The following is a 23,553-nucleotide window of genomic DNA, read 5'->3' as shown; positions in this document are numbered from 1 at the left end:
TTTTACACTCCTATTCCCATTAAGACCTTTTATCTAATTGCCACTCTGACTTTTTTCAGCAATCTCTTGCTGGATCCGTTTGGCGTCTTCTTCTGTCCGAGCGATCATTAGAATGCTGTCATCATCATTCAAAGTAGTAAACAGCTCCTTTGAGAATTGCTTTTCTAGCAAATTTGCAGAAGCTGAGGCATTTCCCGGTAAAGTTTTCACATTAATAAATTTTTCCATTTGATCAACAGAAAGGACAGCTTCTTTTAATAAGTCCGTTAATTTTTCATTGACGTCCTCTTGCTCCTGTTTCGGCAGGCTGTAGCGATAGCCACCATTTTGCGCCGGAACTTTGATCAGCTTCATTTCTTTAATATCCCGCGAGATCGTCGCTTGCGTCACGGTAACTCCCTGTTGCGCAAGAATCATCACGAAGTCTTCTTGTTTTTTTACATCGTATTCATTTAACAATTGCGTAATGATTCGATGCCGCTCTTGCTTTCGCATCCGTTTCCCTCCGAAAATAATTATTTATCCAGTTGTTGATGGGCTTCTGCTACTACTGTTGCTAGATCGATGGATTGATTTAATTGACCAGTCGCTGGAACTTTTTTTAAATGAGCCAAAAACTCAATATTTCCCTCGCCGCCGGTAATCGGTGAAAAAGTCAATTCCGCAACATCAAATCCATGAACAGTTGCAAAGCTGGTAATTTCTTCTAAAACCATCAAATGGGTCTTGGGATCTTTAATAATCCCTTTTTTGCCGACATATTCTTTTCCCGCTTCAAATTGCGGTTTGATCAATGCCACCACGTCACCATTATTGGTTAAGATTTCATGAAGCGGCGGTAAAATCAGCTTCAAAGAAATAAAGGAAACATCAATCGTTGCAAAGTCCGGTTGTCCTTGCTGGAAATCTTCTAGCTTAGAATAGCGAAAATTGGTCCGTTCCATCACAACGACCCGTTCATCTTGACGAAGTTTCCAAGCCAACTGATTGTAACCAACGTCGAGAGCGTAACTCATGGTCGCGCCATTTTGTAGTGCGACATCAGTAAAGCCGCCGGTTGATGAGCCAATATCCAATAAAATTTTGTTCTTGATAGCTACATCGAATTCTTTTAACGCCTTTTCTAATTTCAATCCACCACGAGAAACATACGCTAAGCGTTGCCCTTTGAGCTGCAGTACGGTTTCAATCGCGATTTTTTCTCCCGGTTTGTCTAGCCGTTCATTTTTTTGGTCATAGACTAAACCAGCCATTACACCACGTTTAGCCTTTTCTCTAGTTTCAAAAAGACCTTGATTGAAAGCTAAAACATCGACACGTTCTTTTTTCATGTTATTGCTCCTTATTCATCCTAAGGGAATCGCTTTAAGTCCGTTTCATTTATTGAAAGCTTATAACTTAAAAAGCGTTAGTAATTCTTCAAATACTTCAGGTTGGAATTCAGTCGCTTCGGCAAGCTGTTGAACCGTTTTTTCTGCTTGCGCCAATTCAGTGGTTAAAGCTTGCTTTGCTCCCTCAAGACCAAGTAATCCTGGATAGGTACTCTTCTCTGATTTTTGATCCTGCCCGACTTGTTTGCCTAACTCTTCTGTTGTCCCTACAACATCTAACAAATCATCACGGATTTGGAAGGCCAAGCCAATGTGATTACCAAGCTTTTCCAATAGCTCAATCACATATTCTGTTTGCTGTGCCAAAATCCCGCCAGCCACAAAGGCATAGGTTAACAGCGATCCCGTCTTGCCGCGATGAATTGTTTTTAATTGCTCCAAAGATACCTGTTGTTTCTCAGCTGCCATATCCCCAGCCTGTCCAGCAACCATACCGCCGATTCCTGCGGCTTTAGCTAACAGCTGGATCAGCAGTACATTTTCAGCTGGCGCTAAGGTCGTTTCACTGATTAACTGAAACGCGCCGGTCAATAGTCCATCACCGGCTAAAATCGCCAAAGCTTCACCATAGATTTTATGATTAGTAGGCTTTCCTCGTCGCAAATCATCATCATCCATCGCCGGCAAATCGTCATGGATCAACGAATATGTATGAATCATTTCAAGCGCTCCCGCCGTTTGATAAACCGGTGCAGACAGTTCTTTCTTAAAAGCACGCATCGTTGCCAAAACAATCAAAGGCCGAATCCGTTTACCGCCGGCTTCGACAGAATACAGCATACTCTTTTTCAATTCATCATTAGCGGAACTGGTATTGAGGAAGTCAGTGATCTCTTTTTCGACTTTCGGCAGTTCTTTAGCAGAAAGCTCTTGCAACATTAGGCTTCCTCCTCACCGCTAAAAGGTACTTCTTCCTCTTCACTCATCATTTTCGTTAAGGTTTTTTCCGCTTTTGTTAAAGTATCTTGGCACTGTTTGCTTAAGACCATTCCTTTTTGAAAAGCTTCTAAAGCTTCTTCTAAGGGAACATCGCCCCGTTCAAGCTGGGTCACGATTGTTTCTAATTGCGCGATTGATTCTTCAAAAGTCGTATTTTCCATCATTCTTCTCCTTCATTCACCGCATTGATTTCTAAGACAGCGGCTTTAACCGTCCCATCAACAAAATGAACCGTCATTTCTTTTTCTTGCAGGTCCTTCACCGAACGAATCACCTGATCCTCTTGTGTTGTATAAGTAAAACCCCGGCCCATCGTTTTCAAAGGACTTAATAAGTCCAATGACGTGATTGCTTGCTGCAATCGACGCTGTTGATTGTCTAAATAGCTCTGCATCTGTTGTTGCAATCGCTCTTGTAAATACGTCATTTGCTGCTGGGCTTGTTTGACCCGATTAATAGGGTTTGCTTGCGCCAAACGATTGCTGTATTGCATCAATTCACGCTCACGCTGATTGACTAAAACAGTCATATTTTGCTGCAGCTGCTGGGTCAAGCGATCGAGTTGAACACTTTGCGCTTCATACAAACGATTGGGCTGCCTAAAAATATACGACTGCTGCAGTCGTTCGAAACGTTCCTTTTTCCGTTGCAACTGGTGCAAGAAGGCTTGCTCTAGACGGGCTTGTTTTTCTTTAATTCGTAAGATTTCTTCCGACAAGACAGGGACCGCTAATTCTGCCGCCGCCGTAGGAGTGGCCGCCCGAACATCCGCGACTAAATCAGCGATCGTCGTATCGGTCTCGTGTCCCACCGATGAAATAATCGGAATTGGTGAATCCGCGATCGCCCGAGCGACCACCTCTTCATTAAAGGGCCATAAATCCTCGATTGAGCCGCCACCACGACCAATAATCATCGTATCAAAATCCAGCGTCTCGGCTTGTTTGATGTTTTTTACAATATCCGCCGCTGCTTTATCTCCTTGTACTAACGTTGGAAATAAAACGAGCTGAGCAATTGGATAACGACGCTTGACGGTGGTAATAATATCGCGAATCACCGCACCGCTGGGACTGGTGATCACTGCGATGCGTTTTGGGTAACGCGGGAGTGGCTTTTTAGGCAGTGAGAAAAGCCCCTCTTTATCTAGTTTTTCTCTCAATTCGGCTAAAGCTTGATACAGGGCACCCACGCCATCAGGCTCCATATGATCGATATAGATTTGATACATTCCGCTGGCTTCGTATAACGCTACCCGGCCCACCACTAATACTTTCATGCCTTCTTTAGGCGTGAATTTCAATTTTTGAAACGCCCCTTTAAACATGATGGCATTGATTTTGGAACGCTCATCTTTTAGGCTGAAGTATTGGTGATTATTGGGCCGCATGCGGAAATTGGAAATTTCTCCAGTCAAATAGACCCGCTCTAAATAAGGGTCGACGTCGAATTTTCGTTTAATATATTTATTTAAAGCACTGACGGTCAAATACTCTTGCGTCATGTAAACACCTCTTTGCTATTCGTGATCCACTACTTGACGTCGACAGCATTCAATAGTTTGCTGAAGCAACATCGTGATCGTCATTGGACCGACACCACCAGGAACTGGCGTGATGTAACCTGCGATTGGCTCTACTTCATCAAATTTTACGTCACCAATCAATTTTCCGTCTTCATTGCGATTCATTCCCACATCGATCACGACAGCACCAGGCTTGATAAATTCTTTCGTGACAAAATGTCCTCTGCCGATCGCTACAACTAGAATATCAGCTTTACTTGCAACTTTCGCCAAATCTTCCGTTTTAGAATGAGTTAACGTAACCGTTGCATCCGCGCCTAAAAGTAAGATTGCCATCGGTTTACCAACTATATTGCTGCGACCGATTACGACGGCTTGCTTGCCAGCTAAAGGAATATCATATTCTTCAAACATTTTCATGATGCCATAGGGGGTACAAGGAATCGTGTGAGGCATGCCAGCAAAAAGTCGTCCCATATTCATGGGATGAAAACCGTCAACGTCCTTCAATGGATCGATGGCTAACAAAACCTTTTCTTCATTGATATGATCCGGTAAAGGCAATTGCACCAAAATACCATGAAACTCCTCTGAGCGATTGAAATGTTCGATTTCTTTAATCAACGCTTCTTCTGTAATCGTTTCTGGATAGCGCATTACCGCAGAATGAATGCCGGTTTTCTTCGCTGCTCGTTCTTTGTTTCTAACATAGATTTGACTAGCCGCGTTTTCACCGACCAGCAAAACAACCAAACCAGGCTGAATTCCTTGTGCATTCAAAGCTTCGACTTCTTTTGCCGTATTTTTTTGCAGCTTCTCCGCTAATTCTTTTCCGTTGATAAGTTGTGCCACTCTATTCCCTCGCTTTTTCGGATAGTTTAAATGAAGCTGGGAAAAATAGCTCTATTAGCTATTTGCCCCAGCTTCATCGATCTCTTTCATTACATTAGATAAGATTCCGTTGACGAACTTTCTTGATTGGTCATCACTGAAAGTTTTGGCTAATTCGATTGCTTCGTTTAAAACAACTCGATTGGGTACCTGAGTATTGTATAACATCTCATAGATCCCTAGTCGTAAGATAATCAAATCCATTTTTGCAATTCGTTGAATCGACCAGTTCGAACGTAAATGTTTTTGGATAATTCCATCTAGCTCTGCTTGGTGTTCCACGACTCCGCCAACTAAATCATCCAGATAAACAGGCACGAATTCCTCTTCATCTTCACTGACAAATTCTTGTTGATCAATGCTCAAGGCATGATTGATGGCGTCCTTTTTAGTTAAATCCTGATTAAAATCCAACGGAAACAAAGCTTGCAGCGCCTTTTCCCGAATTTCATGACGTGATAATTCTTTATTCATTATTTTCCTCTTCATCATTAAATAGTTCTTCTAGTGTCGGTTGTTCCATCTTCTCTGCTACGACACCGACTACATGGATATTTACTTCAGTTAATGCAATGTCCGTCATAAACAAGACTTGTTGTTTTACCCGTTCTTGCATTGCCATTGCCACTTTTGGTACGGAAGTGCCATAATCAAAATAAGAATAGATATCGACCTTCAAGCCATCTTCATCATTTTTAAGATAGACGCCTTTGCCGTGAGCGGATTTTCCAAGTAGTTCAGTCACGTTACTAGCTAAAGAGCCGCGCATCCCATAGACGCCGTCAACTTTAGAAGCAGCGATCCCGATGATGACTTCGATCACTTCAGGTGCAATGATAATTTCTCCAAGCTCAGGACTTTCGCCTAAAACTAAATTTTTTTCATCTGTCATTGTACTCTCTCCTTATTCGGTCAAATGTATTTATTTTTTCTTTCAGAAAAAATAAGTCTGATTCTCATGCCGTATATCATCCAACTAAACTTCAGTAGTCTTGTCTCGCTGATGATTTTTCGATTCCTCATTGCTTTAGATACTGCCAAAAGTTGGACTGACATCCTTATTCGGTCAATTGTATTTATTTTTTCTTTCAGAAAAAATAATTCTGATGTTCCTGTCGTATCTTAGTTTAGGCTCGTGAAACGTAGCTGCCGTCTTGTGTATTCACGATTAATTTATCACCTTGATTGACGAAAAATGGCACGTTGACAGTTAAGCCAGTTTCCATTACAGCAGGTTTTGATCCGCCTGATGATGTATCGCCTTTAATATTTGGTTCTGTTTCAGCGACTTCTAGCACTACTGTATTTGGTAGTTCAACCCCTAAAACTTCGTTGCCATACATGATGACGGTCAACTCAGTATTTTCTAAGACATAGCGCATTTCATCCGCAATTTGTTGTTTCGGCATTTCGATTTGTTCATAGCTTTGCATATCCATGAAAACATAGTTGTCGCCGTCATCATAGAGATATTGCATTTTATTATTATCAATCTGTGCTTTTGCAACTTTTTCACCGGCACGGAAGGTTTTTTCTTGAACCGCACCCGTACGTAGATTTTTTAATTTTGAACGAACGAAGGCTGCACCTTTCCCCGGCTTCACATGTTGAAAATCGACTACGCGCCAAATGCCGCCGTCCACCTCGATCGTCAAGCCAGTTTTAAAATCGTTTACTGAAATCATGATACTTCCCCCTAATTCATTGCAAGGTAATTACTTTGGTAAAGTGTTACAAAATAATTCCAAGCCTTGTTACATCTGTTCGTTTTCTTGCAAGGCAAAGAAAACAGACACATTGATTGATACCCCATCTTTTCAGATTTGGTTCTAGTTTATCATTTCTTGTTTACTAACGCTACCACTACTCAAGCACTCCTACAAAATGATGAGCTCCTTTGGCGATTGCGTTAAAATTCGATTACCTTCTGCTAAAATCACTAGATCATCCTCGATCCGTACCCCACCTAAGCCAGGTAAATAAATGCCCGGTTCATCGGTAATAACGTTGCCTTCCATTAATGGTTCATCATTGGAACGGCTGATATTCGGTCCTTCATGGATCTCCATTCCGATCCCGTGTCCGGTGGAATGGCCAAAGGCTTCCCCGTATCCAGCTTCGCTAATGAAATCGCGAGCAACCGCGTCTAGCTGCGAACCCGTCACACCTGCTTGTGCAACTTCAAGAACTTTTTTCTGTGCTTCTAAAACGATTTGGTAGATATCCTTCAACTGCTGTCCTGGATCTCCGATTGCAAAGGTCCGTGTGATATCAGAAACATACCCTTGATAAACACAACCGAAATCAAGCGTAATCAGATCTCCTTGTTCAATCATCTTTTCACTGGCCACACCATGAGGCAATGCTGAACGTGCACCACTAGCAACGATCGTCTCAAAAGAGGTTCCACTGGCACCTAATGACCGCATATAAAAATCAAGTTGGTTGGCAACTTCAATTTCAGTCATGCCCGGCCGAATCATTTTTAGTACATGATCAAAACCTTCGTCAGCGATCGCACAAGCTTTCTCAATAATTGCGATCTCGCCATCATCTTTTTGCTCCCGCAATTTTTCAATCAATCCGCTAGCAGGTGCCAACTCGGCATCGATCACCTCTTCAAAGATCGAATAATCGGCATAAGTCATTACAGCATCTTCAAAGCCGAGCACGTTAACTGATTCACTTTCCATTAGTTTAAGAATTTCACTAACGATATCCCCTTGATGCTGAATAATCGTCATTCCTTGAATTTGTTCGCTAGCTTGTTCAATGTAGCGAAAATCTGTAATAAAGAAGGCTTGCTCTAATGTAATCAAAGCCATGCCCGCCGTGCCAGTAAAATTCGTCAAATAACGAAGATTTGCTGGACTGGTAACTAAGTAAGCATCGATGATTGCTTTTTCCATCAATGCACGTAATTTTTCAATTCGTTTTATCATTCTTATCACCCATTATCCATTATAGCAAAGAGTTCCAAAAAGCTGAACGAACACGATTAGAAAAAAAGATTGAAGCTTAAAGCCTCAATCTTTTGGATGAAGAAATATGATTTATTTGTAAATAAGAAAAGAGTCTATGCTACAAAAAATTTTTTACCGTCTGCCGGTAAAAAAGGAAGCTACGGCTACAACAATGACCGCGCCTAAAATAGAGGGGACTAACGCCATACCTGCAAGATGTGGCCCCCAGTGACCAAATATCGCTTGTCCAATATACGAACCGGCTAACCCAGCGATAATATTTAATACGCAGCCCATTTGTTTTCCTCGACCGGAAATACCACCACCGATGGCGCCAATCAACGCGCCAATAATCAATGTCCATAACATAATAATCCCTCCATTTTTTAAATTCATCCCGAATACATCTTTTGAGCCAAATAATTTATGCCTCTGTCAAGCGCCTTTTGAGCCCTTTTGCAAAAAGTTTCGCAAATGTGAAACCTTAAATAAGCCCGCCATAATCCCTTTTCCCCTTTTGTAAGCGGCTAATCCACTGTAAAAAAACACCAATTTGGCTGTACCTGTGAATAACTCTTATCAAATAAGATCTTTTCGCAGCCTTACCCCATTTTTTGCCCAATCGATCGGACCTAAGCGATAAGGAAAGTTTCCTTCTATTGAAAAGCTGCCCACTTCAGGCACATTGATTTTATTCATACGGGCACTCCCCTTCGCTAAATACCCCGTTCCCATTTTCAGCATATCTTTTAAATTGAGATTACTGCCGGAATATTCTTTAACAGTCCCATAATTATTCGTAATAGCTGACAACCGCGGACGCACTGTTTTACGTTTCATTAAGCGAATAATATCCTCCTGCCGCTCGAAAACGTCGATTCGACCATCCTGATCAATTTGATAGCTGATATACGCATCAATTTCTGCCAAAGTCAGACGTTGTTCGCCTTTTTGAAACGTTTGGCCGCTTTTCAAAGCGGTGAACTCTTTGTAGACGGTCACTGGCATTTTGCCATCTGCCTCCAAACCAGCCTCTTCCACTCCTAAAAGACTATCCGACTTTTTCAGAATCAAATATTTTTTTACTTCTATTGAAAAAGCCAGCGAAAAATAAGTTAAAAATTTTTCGATCGGTACTTGAGTATATAATTCGCCTAAAGTCAGCTTTTGAATTTTTATCTCTGGTGAGACCCGCAGTAAACTATTTACACCGCTGGTCAAATCATACACAAAGAAGCTCGAATACTGACGGTCATCAAATACAAACAAAACTTTCATAACGATCTTCCTCTCTAGAAATAAGTTTAGCGAAAACCAACGACAAAAACATCCGCCAAAAGTCTGAAAAAACCGCTTTTTGATTAGTTGCATTAGCAAAAATAATAAACAATGATACAATGGATACGGAGAAATTCCTACAAATAAAAAATTGCAAAATATCCTTAGCAGAAAGGATCGATCATGAATACCATCAGTTATGTAATTTTAGCGATGCTGATTCGCTCACCCTTGACCGGTTACGAATTAAAACGTTTCTTGAATCTTTTTTGGGAGGCCCATCATAGTCAAATCTATCCTACTTTAAAAGAGCTGCGAAAACAGGAATTAATTGAGATCGTCGATATTCCCGACGGTAAACGTAAAATCTATGATATTACTCCCGCAGGCAAAGAGTTAGTAAAGGAATGGGTCTTCAGTAAAAGCCATGCTCCCTCCCAAAAGGATGAATTTTTGGCGAAGGTCTTTACAATCTCTGCCTTGGATCGAGACACTTCAAAATTTTTGATTATGGAACGTCAGCAGTATTTTCAAGAGCAGCTAAGCGAGTATTCCAAAGTCTTAGACAGCTTGAGCGACTTGAACCAAGCAGAACGTCATAAAAATTTTGGACGGGAACTGATTATTGAACGAAAAATCCGTTTGTGTAAAGAAGAGCTGGCTTGGTGTGAGTGGGCAGGAGAAAAAATTGAAGCGTACTTTTTAGAAAAATAGCAACTAATCATTGGAGCAGATCATTTGAGATCTGTTTCTTTTTTTACAAAAAATATATGTAAATTTATTTATGTAAATATTGACATAAATTAAATTCATGATTAAACTAGTGAATGGAAAGTGGTGACTTAATGGAAAATTTAAACGAAAACGAATTGGTTAAGGAAAAACAAAATGGAAAGGCTGCTTACGTTGTCGCGTTTGCTTGTATGATTGCTTTCATGGGGATTGGCTTGGTTGACCCAATCTTGAACTCCATCGCAAAATCTTTACAAGCAACACCGGCGCAAACAACCTTACTGTTTACCAGCTACATGATGGTGACAGGAGTCGTGATGCTCTTCACCGGTTTTGTCTCTAGTCGGATCGGCACAAAAAAGACCTTGATGTTAGGACTTTTTATTATTATTTTATTTGCGCTTTTTGCTGGCTTATCTCATTCGATTGATGCCTTGATTTATTTTCGAGCAGGCTGGGGCTTAGGAAATGCCTTATTTATCTCAACGGCTTTGTCCGCGATCGTCAGCGTATTGATTGGACAAACAGAAAAATCCATCATGCTTTATGAAGCAGCGATGGGCTTGGGAATGTCGATTGGACCGTTAGTCGGCGGTTCACTAGGGTCAATTTCATGGCGTTTGCCCTTTGCTGGTGTTTCTGTGCTAATGCTGATTTCTTTCTTGTCGATCGTTATCATGTTCAAAGAACCCAAGGGCGATCAAGAAAAAGTTGCGCTATTAGCCGGTGTGAAGGCCTTGAAAAATCATAAATTACGTTCGGTTGGCTTGATCGCTTTGCTTTACAATTTTGGCTTCTTTACCTTATTAGCCTATGCTCCCTTCTTACTACCAAATTTTTCTGAAATGCAGATTGGTATGACCTTCTTCGGGTGGGGTATTTTACTAGCGATCTCGTCCATCTTTTTAGCTACTTGGATTGAAAGAATGATTGGAACTTTTTATACCTTAATGATCGGCTTCATTGGTTTTGTCATTTGTTTACTCTTAATGGGGATCAATGCTGATCAGCCTAACCTTGTCGCGACTGCGTTGATCGTAGCCGGCTTCTTCCAAGGAATCATCAATACTTTGATGACTACGATTGCGATGGAGATTCCTGGAATCAAGCGTAACATTGCTTCTTCTACTTACAGCTTTGTCCGCTTCTTTGGCGGCTCACTGGCACCCTTTGTCGCAGGCCTGATTGGGGCAAAATTTGGCGGGAATTATACTTTCTACTTTGCCAGCGCAATGGTCTTTATCGGGATTTTATTGATTGTTATTCATTCACAGTATTTTGAAACGGTTGAAGAGGAAGAACTAGAAAATTAATTTAAAATAGGCTGCGTTCTCAATGAGAACGGAGCCTATTTTTTTGCTCTTAATCAAAAAAGAGTACAAATGAATGCACTCTTAGAAATTATTTATTCAGTTAATTCACTCGCGGCTTCTTGGTCTAAGATCACTGTTAAATTAGGATGCAAACGTAAAACTGAAGCCGGCACGTCTTCTGTGATTGGGCCTTCCAATGCTTGTTTGATGATTGCCGCTTTCTTTTTCCCATTAGCGATCAATACCAGTTCCTTAGCAGCCAAAACCGTTTGTGGTCCAAAGGTGACCATTTCCGTCCCGGGTGTATGAGGTGTCGCTTGATCCAGCAGTTGATACAAATCATCACCTGGAGCGATCGGCACACGATACACCCCATAATCAAATGAAGTAAATCCCGGCAGATTACCACAAAAATGACCGTCCTCGCCGATCCCCATCAAGACAAGATCCAACCCACCAGCTTCAGCAATCTGATAGTCATAATCTTGGTAATTTTCGGCATCTAAGACTTCAATATTTTTATCTTCAATTCCTAGCGGTTGAAATAATTCTTGCATCAGCGCCTGCATCGTCAACCCGTCTGCTTGATCCTTCAAGCTGATTTCATCAAAGTTATAAAAATGTGCCAAGCTTTGATCAAACTGTACTGCTCGCAAACGCTCAACCAAAATCTCATACGTTCGTTTCGGCGAAGAACCTGCCGTCAAGGCCAAGTTCACCCGATGATTTTCCGACCACTTCAGCAAAATCAAATCAGCCGTTACCTGACTCAATGTTTCATAATCTTCTGTTACTAATAATTTCATCTTACCACCTACCTTTTTTATTTAATAATAGCATAGCAAAAAAAGAAATGTAAACGGATTCCAAATCCGTAAAACCTCTTCAAACTTGACTTTGATGCAAAATATAAATAGTATAAATTATAGTAAGATAGTTAACATTGCTATAATTTATACTATTTTAAACTAATCGAAAGGAGTTCTTCTTGTGCGAACAATTGATTTGATTGTCTTAGGTATTTTAAAAAGAGAAGCTCTTAGTGCGTATGATATTCAAAAACAGGTCACCTCACGGAATATTTCTCAATGGGTCAAAATTAGTATTCCATCAATCTATAAGAAAGTCATCCAGCTAGAAAAACAAGGCTATCTAAAAGGTACAACAGCAAAGACAAGCAAGATGCCAGAAAAAGTGATTTACTCCTTAACCAAAAAAGGCCGCCGGGAGTTTGAGAAATTAATGCTGGGCATCGCTACCCGTCCGATTAATCTTCACTTAGATCTCAACGCCGTTATTCTAAACTTAGACAATCTTTCTCCCGCAGATCAAAAAACTTGTTTAAGCATTCTTGAAGCAAATATTAAAAGTACCCAGACAAAGCTAACGAAGATCAACGAAACACAACAAGAACTTCCAACACTTTCCACAACTGAAAAAGCGGTCATGCATCAGCAATATTTATTAATCGAAACGATTGAGCGATGGCTCACGGAAGTAAAGCAAACCTTTTAATCCCAGTCAAAGTGATTGTTATACCTTCATTAGCCTTCTGAAAACTCGTTGATTTCCTTATTTAAGAAATAAGAAATCAAGGTTCGAATGAGGACGATCATCGCCAACTTGATGATGTCTTGGAAAGTCGGATGAATGATTGATTCAATGATGTCCGCTACGATCAGAAATTCCAAGCTTAATAAAATATAACTGCCTAAATAAGCCTTGATATATTTATTTTTCTCCAAGGTCGAGGAACAGGCCTGATTTCTTCCTTGCTGGAGCAATTTGATCAAGGAAAGAAAAGCACCGATCACAATAATAAAAATCGATAGGACATCTAGCAGTAGAACAATTGGATGAAAAAAGAATTGAATAAGTGCTTCAAATTTTGCCACTTTACACACAACCTTTTACGCTAGTTTACTTCCGTCAATAGCGTATTCATTTTTTGGTAAATACAACAAAGCCTGGCTGCTCAGGATGATCGATCAATAAACCCTTATGAATCCCATGCGCTTTCCAAAAAATCAATAAATCAGCGGTAGCCATAAAAATATTAAACGCCGAAAGCAGAAGAAACTCCGTATTAGGCACTAACAGCGCAAGAAGAAAATAGCCGCCTCCCAGTACCACAGCTGGCGCTAATACTCCGAGCTTATAAGCTTTTACCTCCAAAGCTTCACAGCAATGACAATACGGCATCAGCTCAATCAGATTAAAACCAAAGCTGATACTTTTCATTTTCTTTTTAGCGTAATTCGCCCAAGCCAGTCCATGCAGCAGCTCATGAACTGGAATGGAAACAACCAACAAGAAAATGACCAGCTTAAAATCACTTTCCCACAGCGGAATCGCCTCTTTGCCCCAACGCCAAAAATAGCCGGTCACCACCAACACAATCAATGGCAACGACAACAGCATATCAAGGGAATTCGTATCCTTCAGTGAGAAGGTCCGATCCTCTTTCAAATAATTCTTCTTCTCTAAACGTTGACACAGCGACTCAAACTCTTCATATTCTTTCTGCTTTTTCCCTTTACCCTTCCTTTTCAACTCCATACTTATCCCCCCAACCCCATGTCCCCACATAGGTGATTTGTAAAAACATTCTTCCCTTGATACCAACCACGGATCTTTGTACTAATTATTTAAGACTCGACGTCCAATAAATACTCTGCAAAAAATCTTCTCTCTCCATTATAAAGCCAAAGCCAATCCCGCCTCTGCCCATTTCCTTAATAGATTTATCAAATTACTGGTTTCACTTAAAAAGAACAGCCAAACTTCCAATCAAACTTTTACTAATGAATTCGAAAAAAACCAGCGACTCTTTTGATAAGTCGACTGGTTCTATTTTTACTCTTGAATCATTTCACCGCTTGGTGTTTCGGTAAGATAAGCATATTCTCCCACAGTCTCAATAAAAACTGCGCTACTTTCAGTCTCCGTCTGATTCCCTTTCAATAGCGAAATCTTTTGCGTGATCAACTGTAACAACGGCTTCAAATTTTCTTCACTATCAATCGCTTTTGTAGCAATCGCTTGGCAAAGGGCTCTTAGTTGATTGGTTTGTTCCATTGATTCCAAGTATTCCTCGCCATCTTCAAGCTCCTCACCTAATTGCTGCCAATCAAGCTGATCAAAGTACGCATCAAAAATTGGAAAATCCAATTTAAAAATAGATAAAAGGAATAATTCTCTGATTTTTTGGTTCTCTTTTAACAATTTAGCTAGCTCACCAGAACCATTAGCAATTTCCACTCCAAGCTCAGTTAGTACTGAAAAATTATGTTCATATTCCTTTTTCAGCTTCTGATAAATCTGCCGCGTTTGTTGCACTTCTTTTTGTTTCTCACGATACTTAACGAATTGGAACAGCAGCAAAACCGCTAAAATTGAAAAGAAACTACCAAAAAAAGCCGTTGACGCGCCAATATATGTTTCGATAATGTTGATTCGTTCATTAAAAAACTGCTGATTGAAGTAAACTAGCGCGATGCCGGTAATAGCCAATACCTCACCAATTAGAACAACTGCCAGAGTGATGATCGTTAATTTTTGCTTTTCAAAATTCATTGTTCACCCACGCATCCATTTCGAATGCTTCTCCTTATATTTATTTTTATTTTTTTCTAAAACTAACAGCTATTTATCAACTCACTTAAAAATGCAAAAAATATCAATTATCTTTATACGGACAACGTTATAATCGCTTTTAAATTATAACTAAAGATAATTACGTGCGTTCTAATAACATTTTTTATTATATCATTCTTCTATTACATTATAAAGAGCACATAAACATTTCAAATAAAAAAACTCGAAACGCTGAATTCTCAACATTTCGAGTTTTAGATTGATTACTAACCGACAGACCCTTCCAGCAAAAGGTTAACTTTTTCCAGAGCTTCTGATAAGCTCTAATCGTTGGTATGACAGCATTCTATTTTTTCTGTGAATACTGCGAAATTCTAGTAATTTTTGTCAATTGTAGTTAGTTTTGATTTAGTTTCAAACTGTTTTAACTAGAAAATTGGGATATTTTGGATGTTTTTAGTAAGACCATTGCGAGCTAGAACAATTACTCTTAATAAAGAATTCTCCAATTAATCAAGCATCGAATAACGGGATTAAAAAGATAGTAATTCCGTTATTTGTATTCCGTTAATGATTCTAAATTAAGGAAAGTTTCCCAAAATTGAAAAGTTGATAAAAATACTTGTTTTAAACAAATATTTTTATTTTCACAATATTAGAACCGTTTGATAAATTCTGTATATCCGACGGAAATTTCCGGAAAAACATTAAGTGTTCCCCTGTTAAAAATCCTTATTTTATGGTAACATATTCATCTAAGGACGGACTATTCCGAAATGGAGGATAAATAATGAAGATTGAAGATGTTATTGGATTAGCAGAAAATCATTTTCAAGAAAAAGAAGCACTATTCAGAAAGTCTCTTTTGAAAATAGCGGAAAATGAAAAAAAAGCAGGAAAAAACAATAACTACTCTATGTTATTAAATGTATTAAGTAAGTATCCAGAAGAAAAAAAATATGAAGCATCTTCTGGCTTGAAGATGTTCGATCATAACAAGAAAAAGGATAATTCAAGTATTCCAAAATCTAAATTGTACGATGTTTTATATCCATCAGGTATTGATTCAGACAACCTTGTTCTATCAACTGAAATCGAAAACAAAATTGATTCACTAATTAATGAGTATACTAACAAAGAAAAATTTGAAGACAGAGGTATCATTATTGAGAATCGACTTTTACTTTGTGGACCTCCTGGTTGTGGAAAAACTACTATTGCCTACCATATTGCGAAAAAAATGAACTTACCTATTGTCTATGTCAGATTAGATTCATTAATTTCTTCCATGTTGGGTCAGACTTCCTCTAATCTAAGAACAATATTTGAAGAGCTAAATAATAAAGATGCAATTATTTTCCTTGATGAATTTGACTCTATTGCAAAGAAAAGGGATGATAGCAACGAATTAGGAGAATTAAAAAGAGTTGTAAATTCATTACTTCAAAATATTGATCAAATGCCTACAAACAATTTCTTAATCGCAGCTTCTAACCATGAAAAATTATTAGATTCTGCCGTCTGGAGAAGATTTAACAGTATTTTATATTTAGACAAGCCAGATACAAAGCTACGAGAAATTTACATTAGAAACTTATTACTACAGTACAAGTTTCATATGGACAATAGTAGCATTGAAAAAGCCAGTCACTACTGCGAGAATTTCAGTTTTTCAGAAATACGGGAAGTTTGTATGAAAACAATGAAAAAATCAGTCTTAAATAATAGTTCTGATATTTCGTTAAAAGAATTTTCAGAATCTATCATCGAAGTGGTTCTAATGTATAACTTTTCTAAGGAAAAAATTGATTATGAGAAGATAACAAAACTAAGAGAAAACGGTTTAACATTAACTAGTATTTCAGAATTATTAAAAATTCCACGCAGCACACTTGCAGATAAACTGAAAGGAGGTAAGTAAGGATTATGGACGATGATAATAAAGGAAAAAAAGGGAAAAAACATTTTACAATACCAGATAATGAAGTACAGCGTGAGGACACTAAACGCATAGCTATTCCAGAACCAGTTGAGATTGATTTTAGAAAACATGGCGAAAAAATTGGTGAAGGTCTTTTATCAATAAAAGAAAGAAATACCCCTAAACATAACATACTGTCAGACGATTTACTGTTCTTTCAAGTTGAACTTCCAGATGATAAAGTTGTTGATTCTCGAGGAGATTATGAAAGGATTTTTGCTGATAATAAAATAAATATCAATGCTATCAGAGACTCCCATAAAGCCATCGTATCAATAAAAAAAGATGATATGATCTCTTTAGAAGAAAGCGCAGTACAGTATACACAAGGTACTGCACCTAAAAGTTCTTTTTGGCAATATATTGATGAAATATCGCCAATAGATATCCACGACAAAAAAAGTAAAAAGCTAGATTACTTACAAAATAACGAAAATAATAATGATATTATTGATGCACAAATTACCGTCGTTCCAAAACTAAATGAAAAACAATATGCAAAAATACTACCTCATCTAATCACTTTAGTAGAAAGCTTTAATGGAGATATAGAAAGCGATGGAATTTATTATCTAGCAGACCATACTCCTGTTTTACATGCTTACCTACCATCTAGTGCAGTAAATGATTTGATTGAACAAGAGGTTGTATTGGATATTGATATCACTCATAAGTATAATGGAAGTCATCAAATTACCAAGAACGGACAAAATGTGGCAGCTTTTGATTTTTATTCTGACAATCTGGATGATCTTCCACTTATTTGTGTTTTGGATGATGGTGTGTCTTTCCCTGATAATATTTCTGCTGCTATAGCTGGTAGATGGACTGCACCAGATATTAATTATAATACTTCTGCTCATGGTACTAAAGTAGCTAGTAGAATTGTATTTGGAGAAAATTTGCATGAACAGATAAGTAATCAATTACTTATACCTAAGGCTAGAATAATTGATGCAGTAATATCTGATGGGAATACTGTAACTGAGACAAAAATAATTTCAAGAATCAGAAAAGCTGTACAAGAAATAAAGCATATAACTACAACATTTTGTTTAGCTTTTAACGATAACTCGTCCTCCATTTTTGGTGAAAAATCAGTAAGCAAATTAGCTTTTGAATTAGATGTTATATCTTATAAAGAAGGTGTCAATTTTGTTGTGTCAATGGGCAATCACGAATTATGGCGAACTTTAAATGACATTAATGACATTTGTGAACATGACGATGCTCGTTTAGCTTCACCAGCTGAAAGCCTTCATTCATTATCAATAGGTTCAATCACAAAAGATCAGCATCCAGACAGCATATCTAACAAGAATGCGTTGTCTCCTTTCAGTAGGGTTGGATATGGATTTGCAAATTCATATAAACCAGATCTAGTTTATCCTGGGGGAAATGTGTGCAAACAAAATACACGATGCTTCATACCAAAAACTTCTGGTATGTTTGTCATTAATTCAGATGGTTATATTTCATTAGATTTTGGTACAAGTTTCTCCACTCCTTTAGCAGCATTCGATTTAGGTTCATTACAACATTCAGTTATTGAGTATCTAAATAGTATAGGAGATACTAATAATTTGGATAGAAAAGCAACTTTTATCTCTAGAGGATTGCTTAGTCATCATGCTAAATCCATAGATAATATGTCAGATACAAGCACCGAAGAGTACAATAAAGTATATGGTTGTGGTTATGGAAATTTAGATAGTGCAAAAGAGTCATTTGCATCTAAGCCTACTTACATTAGGTACGGAAAAATGAATAGGAAAACAAAAGAAAAAGTTGGATTTCTAATTCCTGCGGTTTTATCAGATAAAAGAAAAAGTGGTGTGAAGTTAGCAAAAGTTACAGTAACATGCTTATCTATTTCTCCAGTGGATATGAGTAAAGGTAGCGAATATTTAAGAGCATATATAGATACTTCGTTACATATGCTTAATTCGAATTCTAAATTAGTTACCAAAAACCCTTCCCAAAAAAACGGTCGAAAAAAATGGAGTAACTTGCATCATTTTTCTCAAGAGTTTACTGTTTTTGATTCTGGCGACTGGCAATTGTGGTTAGAATTATATACAAAACCAGAAATTCCAGATGAAGAAGAAATTGAATATGTGTTAATAATAACAATCGAAAGTCTATATGAAAATGAAGAATTAAATCTTTATGGTGAAATTGAAGCCACTAATAGATTCAATATTCTCCAAGAAATCTCTATAGATATCGGTACACCTGAGGAGGATGAATAATGAAAAAATTTGAAATATTAATGCCTGTAAAGAAAGACGAATCACAAATAGAGAAAGAATATGGTGGTTCAAGCGGGAATGGAGCAAGTTTTGCAAGTACAGCAATTGATTTTAATGAAATTACAAGCTTTATAGAGAGTTTAGGGTCATATGAACTAGATAATATTGAGTTAAACTTAGAAGCTGCTGTTGAAACAAACGGAATCACAAAACTGTTTGTTGGTGCTTCTGGAACCGCAGGGGTAAAAGTGACTATTAAAAAGAAAAACTAATTTTATTATTTTTTATGTGACGGAATATCCATTCAATTTTACAATATTTTATCACTCTAATAAGCATCCTAAAAGGACTGGAAAACGAACTCTCTGAGTTATTTTCCAGTCCTTTTTAACTCTGAGCAATTTAAAATATTACAATTGCTATTTAGAAATCCATTTTAAGCTAAAAAATTTTCCAAATCTGGATCAGTTCTTCTTTCTATTAAATCGGTCCATTTAGAACTAATATTTCTTTCACAGCATCTCTTATAGGCTGCTTCACCCATTAAAATTCGTGTTTTTTCAAGATTAGGAGGCTGAGCATTACTTTTAGTAGTATGATAAATCCAACCACAGAAATGTACTTTGTCCGCTTCCTCTATGTCTCTTTTATATCGAAGAATATCACTACTTTTTACTCTTTCAGTGTTTCTAAACTCAGGTACATTGTTATTAACAAAACTCAAGAAGTCATTCGGTGTGAATTTATGATCAGGATCATACTGAATATTGAATATCTCTATTAATTTCCGATACAGTTCTTTAACAAAAAAAGAATTAACTTCAAAATCTCGAGTCATTTCCAACTCAAAATACTCATTTGTACCTTGAATGCCAAAAATCAAAAGAAATGGTTCAATGTCAGCCAAGAATAGAACGTGTGCTCTAACTCCATTATACTCTATTGTAAATCTCTGTTTTTTCTCACCTACTTGATTCATTGCAATAAATAATGGTTCAAAATTTTCTAGTCTCATAAATTCCCTCCTAAAATAATCTAAGTTTTCTTAATAAATTAATTCTATCATGTTCCATACCATTTGAATAATACTTTTGGCAAAAAGGAGTTGAACAAAAACCCGTGTCCCCACTAATCAGAAGTCCCTCTCTTAAACTAAAAAACAAAAATAACTTAAAGGAGGAAAAGAAACAATGACAACTAAATATAAAAAGCACAAACTAGCCAACTATCTGGGATTGATAGTCATTATGGCTAGTTTTTTTGTTACTCCTATCACTGCTCTTGCTGCTACCGTCAACTACACAAGAATTGCTGATTACGTTTCTACTTGGTATTTAGCGAACCCTGCTGGTCTTCATTGGACAGATGATGGTGTTCACATGATTAAAGCAGAGGGTGAGCCTGCCTTTTGTATTGAACATGGTTCCATTTTAAACGGCGGTTCTGGTTTTGATCCATCTGAACTCACTATTGCTGAAAAAGACCGCTTGTCTCTGATTGCCTATTATGGCTATAAAACGAATCCTACAAGTGAAAACTATGGAATAACTCAAAATATGATTTGGGAGTCGTTTGGCGATCAGCTACTGTCTACCACCCTTCCCAACTATCAAAATCGGAAAAATGAAATTCTAGAAAAAGTGAATGCACACAATACAAAACCTTCATTCAATAATCAGACGATCACATTAAATGTTGGCGATACAATCACACTTAATGATACAAACGGTGTTTTAAGTAAGTATGGCAATTTAGCTAGCAATTCCGCTAATCTACAACTAAATAAATCCGGAAACCAATTGAAGTTAACCGCAACCAGTTCATCGAAAGAAACAGGAAAATTACAGTACAATATCGCAAATGCGAATGATGTTGGTACAAGTTTTGTTTTCAACAAACCCAATGAACAAAAAGTAGCTACTTTCAAATTATCTAATGCCGGCTCCTTTCAGCTAAATATCAAAGTCAATTTAAACGGTAATGTCAAATTTAAAAAAGTAGATGAGGATACCGGACAGCCTGTCCCCAATACAAAAATGAAATTTGAGTTTAACGGACAATCCAAAGAAATTGTCACTGATACGAATGGTTTAGCTCAAATAAATGACTTAAAAGCTGGTACCAAAATAAAAATCACCGAAGTAACGGCCAACAATGGCTTTGTAAATAAAGGCGAATCTAAAGAAATTACGATTGAACCCAATAAAACAATTGAAGTGGTGTTTGGAAATAAAGCCCAACAAGGATTGCTTCACCTAAAGAAAACAGGGCAAAAAGCTTCTAGTGTTACAACCAAAGATTCAAAATATGGAAAGCTACATGAAATCACTTTCGATTATGTTCCTCTGGCGGATGTAACTTTCACCATCAAAGCTCGTGAAGATATTAAAGTAGGCAACTATGTTCATGCAAAAAAAGGAAGTGTAGTTGCCACTGTTCAAACAGATAACAATGGTGAACTAATGAATATGCCAAAACTTTATCTCGGAAAATATGAAGCCATTGAAACAGCTGCGCCTGCTGGCTATTTGATGAATACCACTCCGCTTCCTTTTGAATTCACCTATGAAGGACAAAACGTTGAACTTGTATCTCAATCTATTGAAGCAAAAAACGATTTTCAACAACTAAAGATCACTCTCCATAAAAACGAAGAACAGATTCAGGAGTGGAAAGAAAATAAACCAATTATAGAAGAGATCAAAGCCAACGACAAATTATTCGGTCTGTTTACTAATCAAGAATTTACAATGACAGATAAAACAGTGCTGCCTGCTGATTCTCTACTAGGTTTTGGCACAGTAAAAGATGGTGGACTTACGTTCCCTAGGCAACAATTAATGGAAGGAAACTATTATGTTAAAGAATTAGATGCTGGTGAAAATCATGATATTGACACTAGCCATCATGAATTTGAGTTTACAGCTGCTGACCACGAATCCGAAAAAGTAATCGACATTTATGCTGCGAAAGAAAACTCAGAGGATGAATCTGTACCACTTCTAAATAAGCTTCACTTCAATCAATTTTCACTAAAAAAAGTAAATGAAGAAGCCACTTTAAAAGAAAAAAATGGCTATGATTTTGCTTTTACAGGGAATGGAAAAGGCACTATTTTGACTTTAGAAAATGAGGAGAAAGAAGTGATTCAAACAGTCACTGTTGATGAACAATCTCTTGCTACCTTTACCAATATCCCTGTGGGAACATTCTATTTGAAAGAAAAACAACCAGCTTCTGAACAGTATGTCCTATCTCCTGAGACCTATCAAATTATCTCTACTCTAAAAGGAATTCAAGCCTATGACAGTAAAGGAACTTTACTTGGTGAAATCCTTAATGAAGAGAAACAAGAAGAAAATCCAAACAAGCAATTAACAAATGAAACTACACCAACTGAGGAACCACAAACCAATCAAGAACCACTTCTACTGCTGGAGATTAAAAATCATTTAGTCAAAGGGATTGCTGAACTAACCAAAACGGACGTGTCCAACGGAATAGAGCTGCCAGATACAGGCGTTCGTATTCTTGATAAAGATAAAAAAATCATCATTGAAGGAAAGACGGATCATCAAGGTCGTTTTAGTTTTGAAAACTTACCACGAGGAGTTTACTATTTCCAAGAATATAAAGCCCCTACTGGCTATCAAATAGACGAAACGCCGATTAAGTTTGAAATTCAAGAAGACGGTGAGGTTATCAAATGTAACATGACAAATAAAATGATTCCAAGTAAAAAAGAAACTTCTGTAACAGGAAGCTTACCACAAACGGGTGAAGTTGTTTCTTTTGCAGGAATTATTTTAGGGAGCTTATTGTTAGCTGGAGTTGCTGGCTATTACCTTTACAACAAAAAGAAAAAGCATCACAACGATAATTAGAAAAAACGGAGGCAGTTCTATGTCTCTTTTTTATTATAAAAAAGAAAGAAGGAAAAAAGATGTCCAATCGTGTCACAAGCATTGTCTTAAAGGACAATCAATTAGGAAATAAAATCAAAGCAACCGTTAAAGAAGAACGAGAAATTTATGTAGAGGGAAAAAGAATCCCTTGTCGCATTTTTACAGCCTCCTCTGCTCTTCATCCTGACTTTGAAATCATCGTTCCAAATTTACGAAACTCCCTACGTTTTGAAGGTCGTAAAGAAGTCGAGCTGCGTGAAGTTACACTTGTTCCTAGTGCCAAACGAAATAATATTGGAACAGTTAGTCGATCACTTGAATTACGAATTTTCGCTAAACAACTGCTGACACTGAACTAGAAAAGGAGAAAAATGATGAGTTTAAAATTTGAAGATAACATTGTGAAAGATTTTGATACACGTAGAACATTTGGAAAATTATTCTATTTGAATAGCCAAAAAATTTATGAAACAGATACAGAAGGTAACCGAACAGATTTTGTTCGTGAACAACGCATTACTGTCTATTCCGAAGCTAAAAATGACCAAATTGATATTACTGTTCCAGAAACTGTTGATACTACAGCGTTCTCTTATGATGATGAAGTAGAGCTTACAGGAGAAGTCACTGCACTTGCTTGGCTTTCTTCTTATACTGGTTATAACGATTCGATTCAGTCAGAGCAAGCCTTCAAAATCCGAGCAGAATCCCTAAAAAAAGTAGAATCAGTTAATGTAAAGCAAGCTAAAGGGGACCAAAATCTGAAAAACTAATTGAATGGAGGCA

The 23,553-nt window shown here is 37.6% G+C and carries 26 protein-coding genes; 9 read left to right on the top strand and 17 right to left on the bottom strand.

Annotation, left to right across the window (positions count from 1 at the left end; genetic code table 11):
* Window positions 1-33: 33 nt before the first annotated feature.
* The 12 genes from RV00_RS01670 to RV00_RS01615 all read right to left on the bottom strand — a co-directional run bounded on the left by RV00_RS01670 (window position 34) and on the right by RV00_RS01615 (window position 8,987).
* On the bottom strand, window positions 34-495 hold the full coding sequence (locus tag RV00_RS01670) for an arginine repressor (protein WP_071860864.1): 462 nt from the start codon (window positions 493-495) through the stop codon (window positions 34-36).
* Between the two features lie 20 nt (window positions 496-515).
* Window positions 516-1,331 (bottom strand): TlyA family RNA methyltransferase, encoded by an 816-nt coding sequence (locus RV00_RS01665; protein ID WP_071860863.1) that lies wholly within the window; start codon window positions 1,329-1,331, stop codon window positions 516-518.
* A gap of 60 nt (window positions 1,332-1,391) precedes the next feature.
* Complete coding sequence (locus RV00_RS01660) at window positions 1,392-2,270, bottom strand: polyprenyl synthetase family protein (protein ID WP_071860862.1); 879 nt, start codon at window positions 2,268-2,270, stop codon at window positions 1,392-1,394.
* Window positions 2,270-2,491, bottom strand: a complete 222-nt coding sequence (locus tag RV00_RS01655; protein ID WP_071860861.1) for an exodeoxyribonuclease VII small subunit — start codon at window positions 2,489-2,491, stop codon at window positions 2,270-2,272. The genes RV00_RS01660 and RV00_RS01655 overlap by 1 nt, the downstream gene beginning before the upstream one ends.
* A complete protein-coding gene (xseA, locus tag RV00_RS01650) occupies window positions 2,491-3,834 on the bottom strand; it encodes an exodeoxyribonuclease VII large subunit (protein WP_071860860.1) in 1,344 nt (447 codons plus the stop codon). The genes RV00_RS01655 and xseA overlap by 1 nt, the downstream gene beginning before the upstream one ends.
* A gap of 15 nt (window positions 3,835-3,849) precedes the next feature.
* Window positions 3,850-4,707 carry a bifunctional methylenetetrahydrofolate dehydrogenase/methenyltetrahydrofolate cyclohydrolase gene (locus RV00_RS01645; RefSeq protein ID WP_071860859.1) on the bottom strand — a complete coding sequence of 286 codons (858 nt, stop codon included), beginning with the start codon at window positions 4,705-4,707 and terminating at the stop codon, window positions 3,850-3,852.
* Between the two features lie 54 nt (window positions 4,708-4,761).
* Window positions 4,762-5,220 carry a transcription antitermination factor NusB gene (gene nusB, locus RV00_RS01640; RefSeq protein ID WP_071860858.1) on the bottom strand — a complete coding sequence of 153 codons (459 nt, stop codon included), beginning with the start codon at window positions 5,218-5,220 and terminating at the stop codon, window positions 4,762-4,764.
* On the bottom strand, window positions 5,213-5,638 hold the full coding sequence (locus RV00_RS01635) for an Asp23/Gls24 family envelope stress response protein (protein ID WP_071860857.1): 426 nt from the start codon (window positions 5,636-5,638) through the stop codon (window positions 5,213-5,215). Before RV00_RS01635 ends, nusB begins: the two co-directional genes overlap by 8 nt.
* Window positions 5,639-5,873: 235 nt before the next feature.
* Window positions 5,874-6,431: an elongation factor P gene (gene efp, locus RV00_RS01630; RefSeq protein ID WP_071860856.1), complete on the bottom strand. Its 558-nt coding sequence runs from the start codon at window positions 6,429-6,431 to the stop codon at window positions 5,874-5,876.
* Window positions 6,432-6,623: 192 nt separating this feature from the next.
* Entirely contained in the window at window positions 6,624-7,688 is a 1,065-nt protein-coding gene (locus tag RV00_RS01625; protein ID WP_071860855.1) for a M24 family metallopeptidase, read from the bottom strand.
* 153 nt (window positions 7,689-7,841) lie between these two features.
* Window positions 7,842-8,084 carry a GlsB/YeaQ/YmgE family stress response membrane protein gene (locus RV00_RS01620; RefSeq protein ID WP_169818922.1) on the bottom strand — a complete coding sequence of 81 codons (243 nt, stop codon included), beginning with the start codon at window positions 8,082-8,084 and terminating at the stop codon, window positions 7,842-7,844.
* A gap of 204 nt (window positions 8,085-8,288) precedes the next feature.
* Window positions 8,289-8,987 carry a hypothetical protein gene (locus tag RV00_RS01615; protein ID WP_071860853.1) on the bottom strand — a complete coding sequence of 233 codons (699 nt, stop codon included), beginning with the start codon at window positions 8,985-8,987 and terminating at the stop codon, window positions 8,289-8,291.
* A 183-nt stretch (window positions 8,988-9,170) separates the two neighbouring features.
* Between RV00_RS01615 and RV00_RS01610 the strand changes: the two genes are divergently transcribed.
* Together RV00_RS01610 and RV00_RS01605 are read left to right on the top strand one after the other, a co-directional pair.
* Window positions 9,171-9,701 (top strand): PadR family transcriptional regulator, encoded by a 531-nt coding sequence (locus tag RV00_RS01610; RefSeq protein ID WP_071860852.1) that lies wholly within the window; start codon window positions 9,171-9,173, stop codon window positions 9,699-9,701.
* A 113-nt stretch (window positions 9,702-9,814) separates the two neighbouring features.
* Window positions 9,815-11,032: an MFS transporter gene (locus RV00_RS01605; protein WP_211272358.1), complete on the top strand. Its 1,218-nt coding sequence runs from the start codon at window positions 9,815-9,817 to the stop codon at window positions 11,030-11,032.
* Between the two features lie 92 nt (window positions 11,033-11,124).
* Here RV00_RS01605 and RV00_RS01600 read toward each other — a convergent pair whose 3' ends face one another.
* Window positions 11,125-11,838 (bottom strand): glucosamine-6-phosphate deaminase, encoded by a 714-nt coding sequence (locus tag RV00_RS01600; protein ID WP_071860850.1) that lies wholly within the window; start codon window positions 11,836-11,838, stop codon window positions 11,125-11,127.
* A 184-nt stretch (window positions 11,839-12,022) separates the two neighbouring features.
* Here RV00_RS01600 and RV00_RS01595 point away from each other — a divergent pair, with 184 nt between their 5' ends.
* A complete protein-coding gene (locus RV00_RS01595; protein ID WP_071860849.1) occupies window positions 12,023-12,547 on the top strand; it encodes a PadR family transcriptional regulator in 525 nt (174 codons plus the stop codon).
* A 29-nt stretch (window positions 12,548-12,576) separates the two neighbouring features.
* Here the strand turns inward: RV00_RS01595 and RV00_RS01590 are convergent, their stop codons facing one another.
* The 3 genes from RV00_RS01590 to RV00_RS01580 form a co-directional block, all read right to left on the bottom strand.
* Window positions 12,577-12,927 (bottom strand): DUF1622 domain-containing protein, encoded by a 351-nt coding sequence (locus tag RV00_RS01590; RefSeq protein ID WP_071860848.1) that lies wholly within the window; start codon window positions 12,925-12,927, stop codon window positions 12,577-12,579.
* A gap of 46 nt (window positions 12,928-12,973) precedes the next feature.
* Window positions 12,974-13,591: a DUF3267 domain-containing protein gene (locus tag RV00_RS01585; protein WP_249024042.1), complete on the bottom strand. Its 618-nt coding sequence runs from the start codon at window positions 13,589-13,591 to the stop codon at window positions 12,974-12,976.
* Window positions 13,592-13,888: 297 nt separating this feature from the next.
* Complete coding sequence (locus tag RV00_RS01580; RefSeq protein ID WP_071860847.1) at window positions 13,889-14,608, bottom strand: hypothetical protein; 720 nt, start codon at window positions 14,606-14,608, stop codon at window positions 13,889-13,891.
* An 811-nt stretch (window positions 14,609-15,419) separates the two neighbouring features.
* On the opposite strand from RV00_RS01580, the gene RV00_RS01575 reads away from it, so the two are divergent.
* From RV00_RS01575 to RV00_RS01565, 3 genes are read left to right on the top strand one after another with little or no spacing between them, the layout of a single operon-like run.
* Window positions 15,420-16,550 (top strand): AAA family ATPase, encoded by a 1,131-nt coding sequence (locus RV00_RS01575; protein ID WP_071860846.1) that lies wholly within the window; start codon window positions 15,420-15,422, stop codon window positions 16,548-16,550.
* A 5-nt stretch (window positions 16,551-16,555) separates the two neighbouring features.
* On the top strand, window positions 16,556-18,862 hold the full coding sequence (locus tag RV00_RS01570; protein ID WP_071860845.1) for a S8 family serine peptidase: 2,307 nt from the start codon (window positions 16,556-16,558) through the stop codon (window positions 18,860-18,862).
* Complete coding sequence (locus RV00_RS01565) at window positions 18,862-19,134, top strand: hypothetical protein (RefSeq protein WP_071860844.1); 273 nt, start codon at window positions 18,862-18,864, stop codon at window positions 19,132-19,134. Before RV00_RS01570 ends, RV00_RS01565 begins: the two co-directional genes overlap by 1 nt.
* Before the next feature lie 164 nt (window positions 19,135-19,298).
* Here the strand turns inward: RV00_RS01565 and RV00_RS01560 are convergent, their stop codons facing one another.
* Window positions 19,299-19,877, bottom strand: coding sequence for a DUF6037 family protein (locus RV00_RS01560; RefSeq protein ID WP_071860843.1), 579 nt, complete (start codon window positions 19,875-19,877; stop codon window positions 19,299-19,301).
* Between the two features lie 175 nt (window positions 19,878-20,052).
* Here RV00_RS01560 and RV00_RS01555 point away from each other — a divergent pair, with 175 nt between their 5' ends.
* From RV00_RS01555 to RV00_RS01545, 3 genes are read left to right on the top strand one after another with little or no spacing between them, the layout of a single operon-like run.
* Window positions 20,053-22,746, top strand: coding sequence for a SpaA isopeptide-forming pilin-related protein (locus RV00_RS01555; protein WP_071860842.1), 2,694 nt, complete (start codon window positions 20,053-20,055; stop codon window positions 22,744-22,746).
* Between the two features lie 59 nt (window positions 22,747-22,805).
* Complete coding sequence (locus RV00_RS01550) at window positions 22,806-23,126, top strand: hypothetical protein (protein ID WP_071860841.1); 321 nt, start codon at window positions 22,806-22,808, stop codon at window positions 23,124-23,126.
* Between the two features lie 15 nt (window positions 23,127-23,141).
* Window positions 23,142-23,540: a DUF961 family protein gene (locus RV00_RS01545; RefSeq protein WP_010783787.1), complete on the top strand. Its 399-nt coding sequence runs from the start codon at window positions 23,142-23,144 to the stop codon at window positions 23,538-23,540.
* Window positions 23,541-23,553: the final 13 nt, after the last annotated feature.

Source organism: Enterococcus devriesei (assembly GCF_001885905.1).
Lineage (GTDB): Bacteria > Bacillota > Bacilli > Lactobacillales > Enterococcaceae > Enterococcus_A > Enterococcus_A devriesei.
This window is presented reverse-complemented; position numbering and strand designations above follow the sequence as displayed.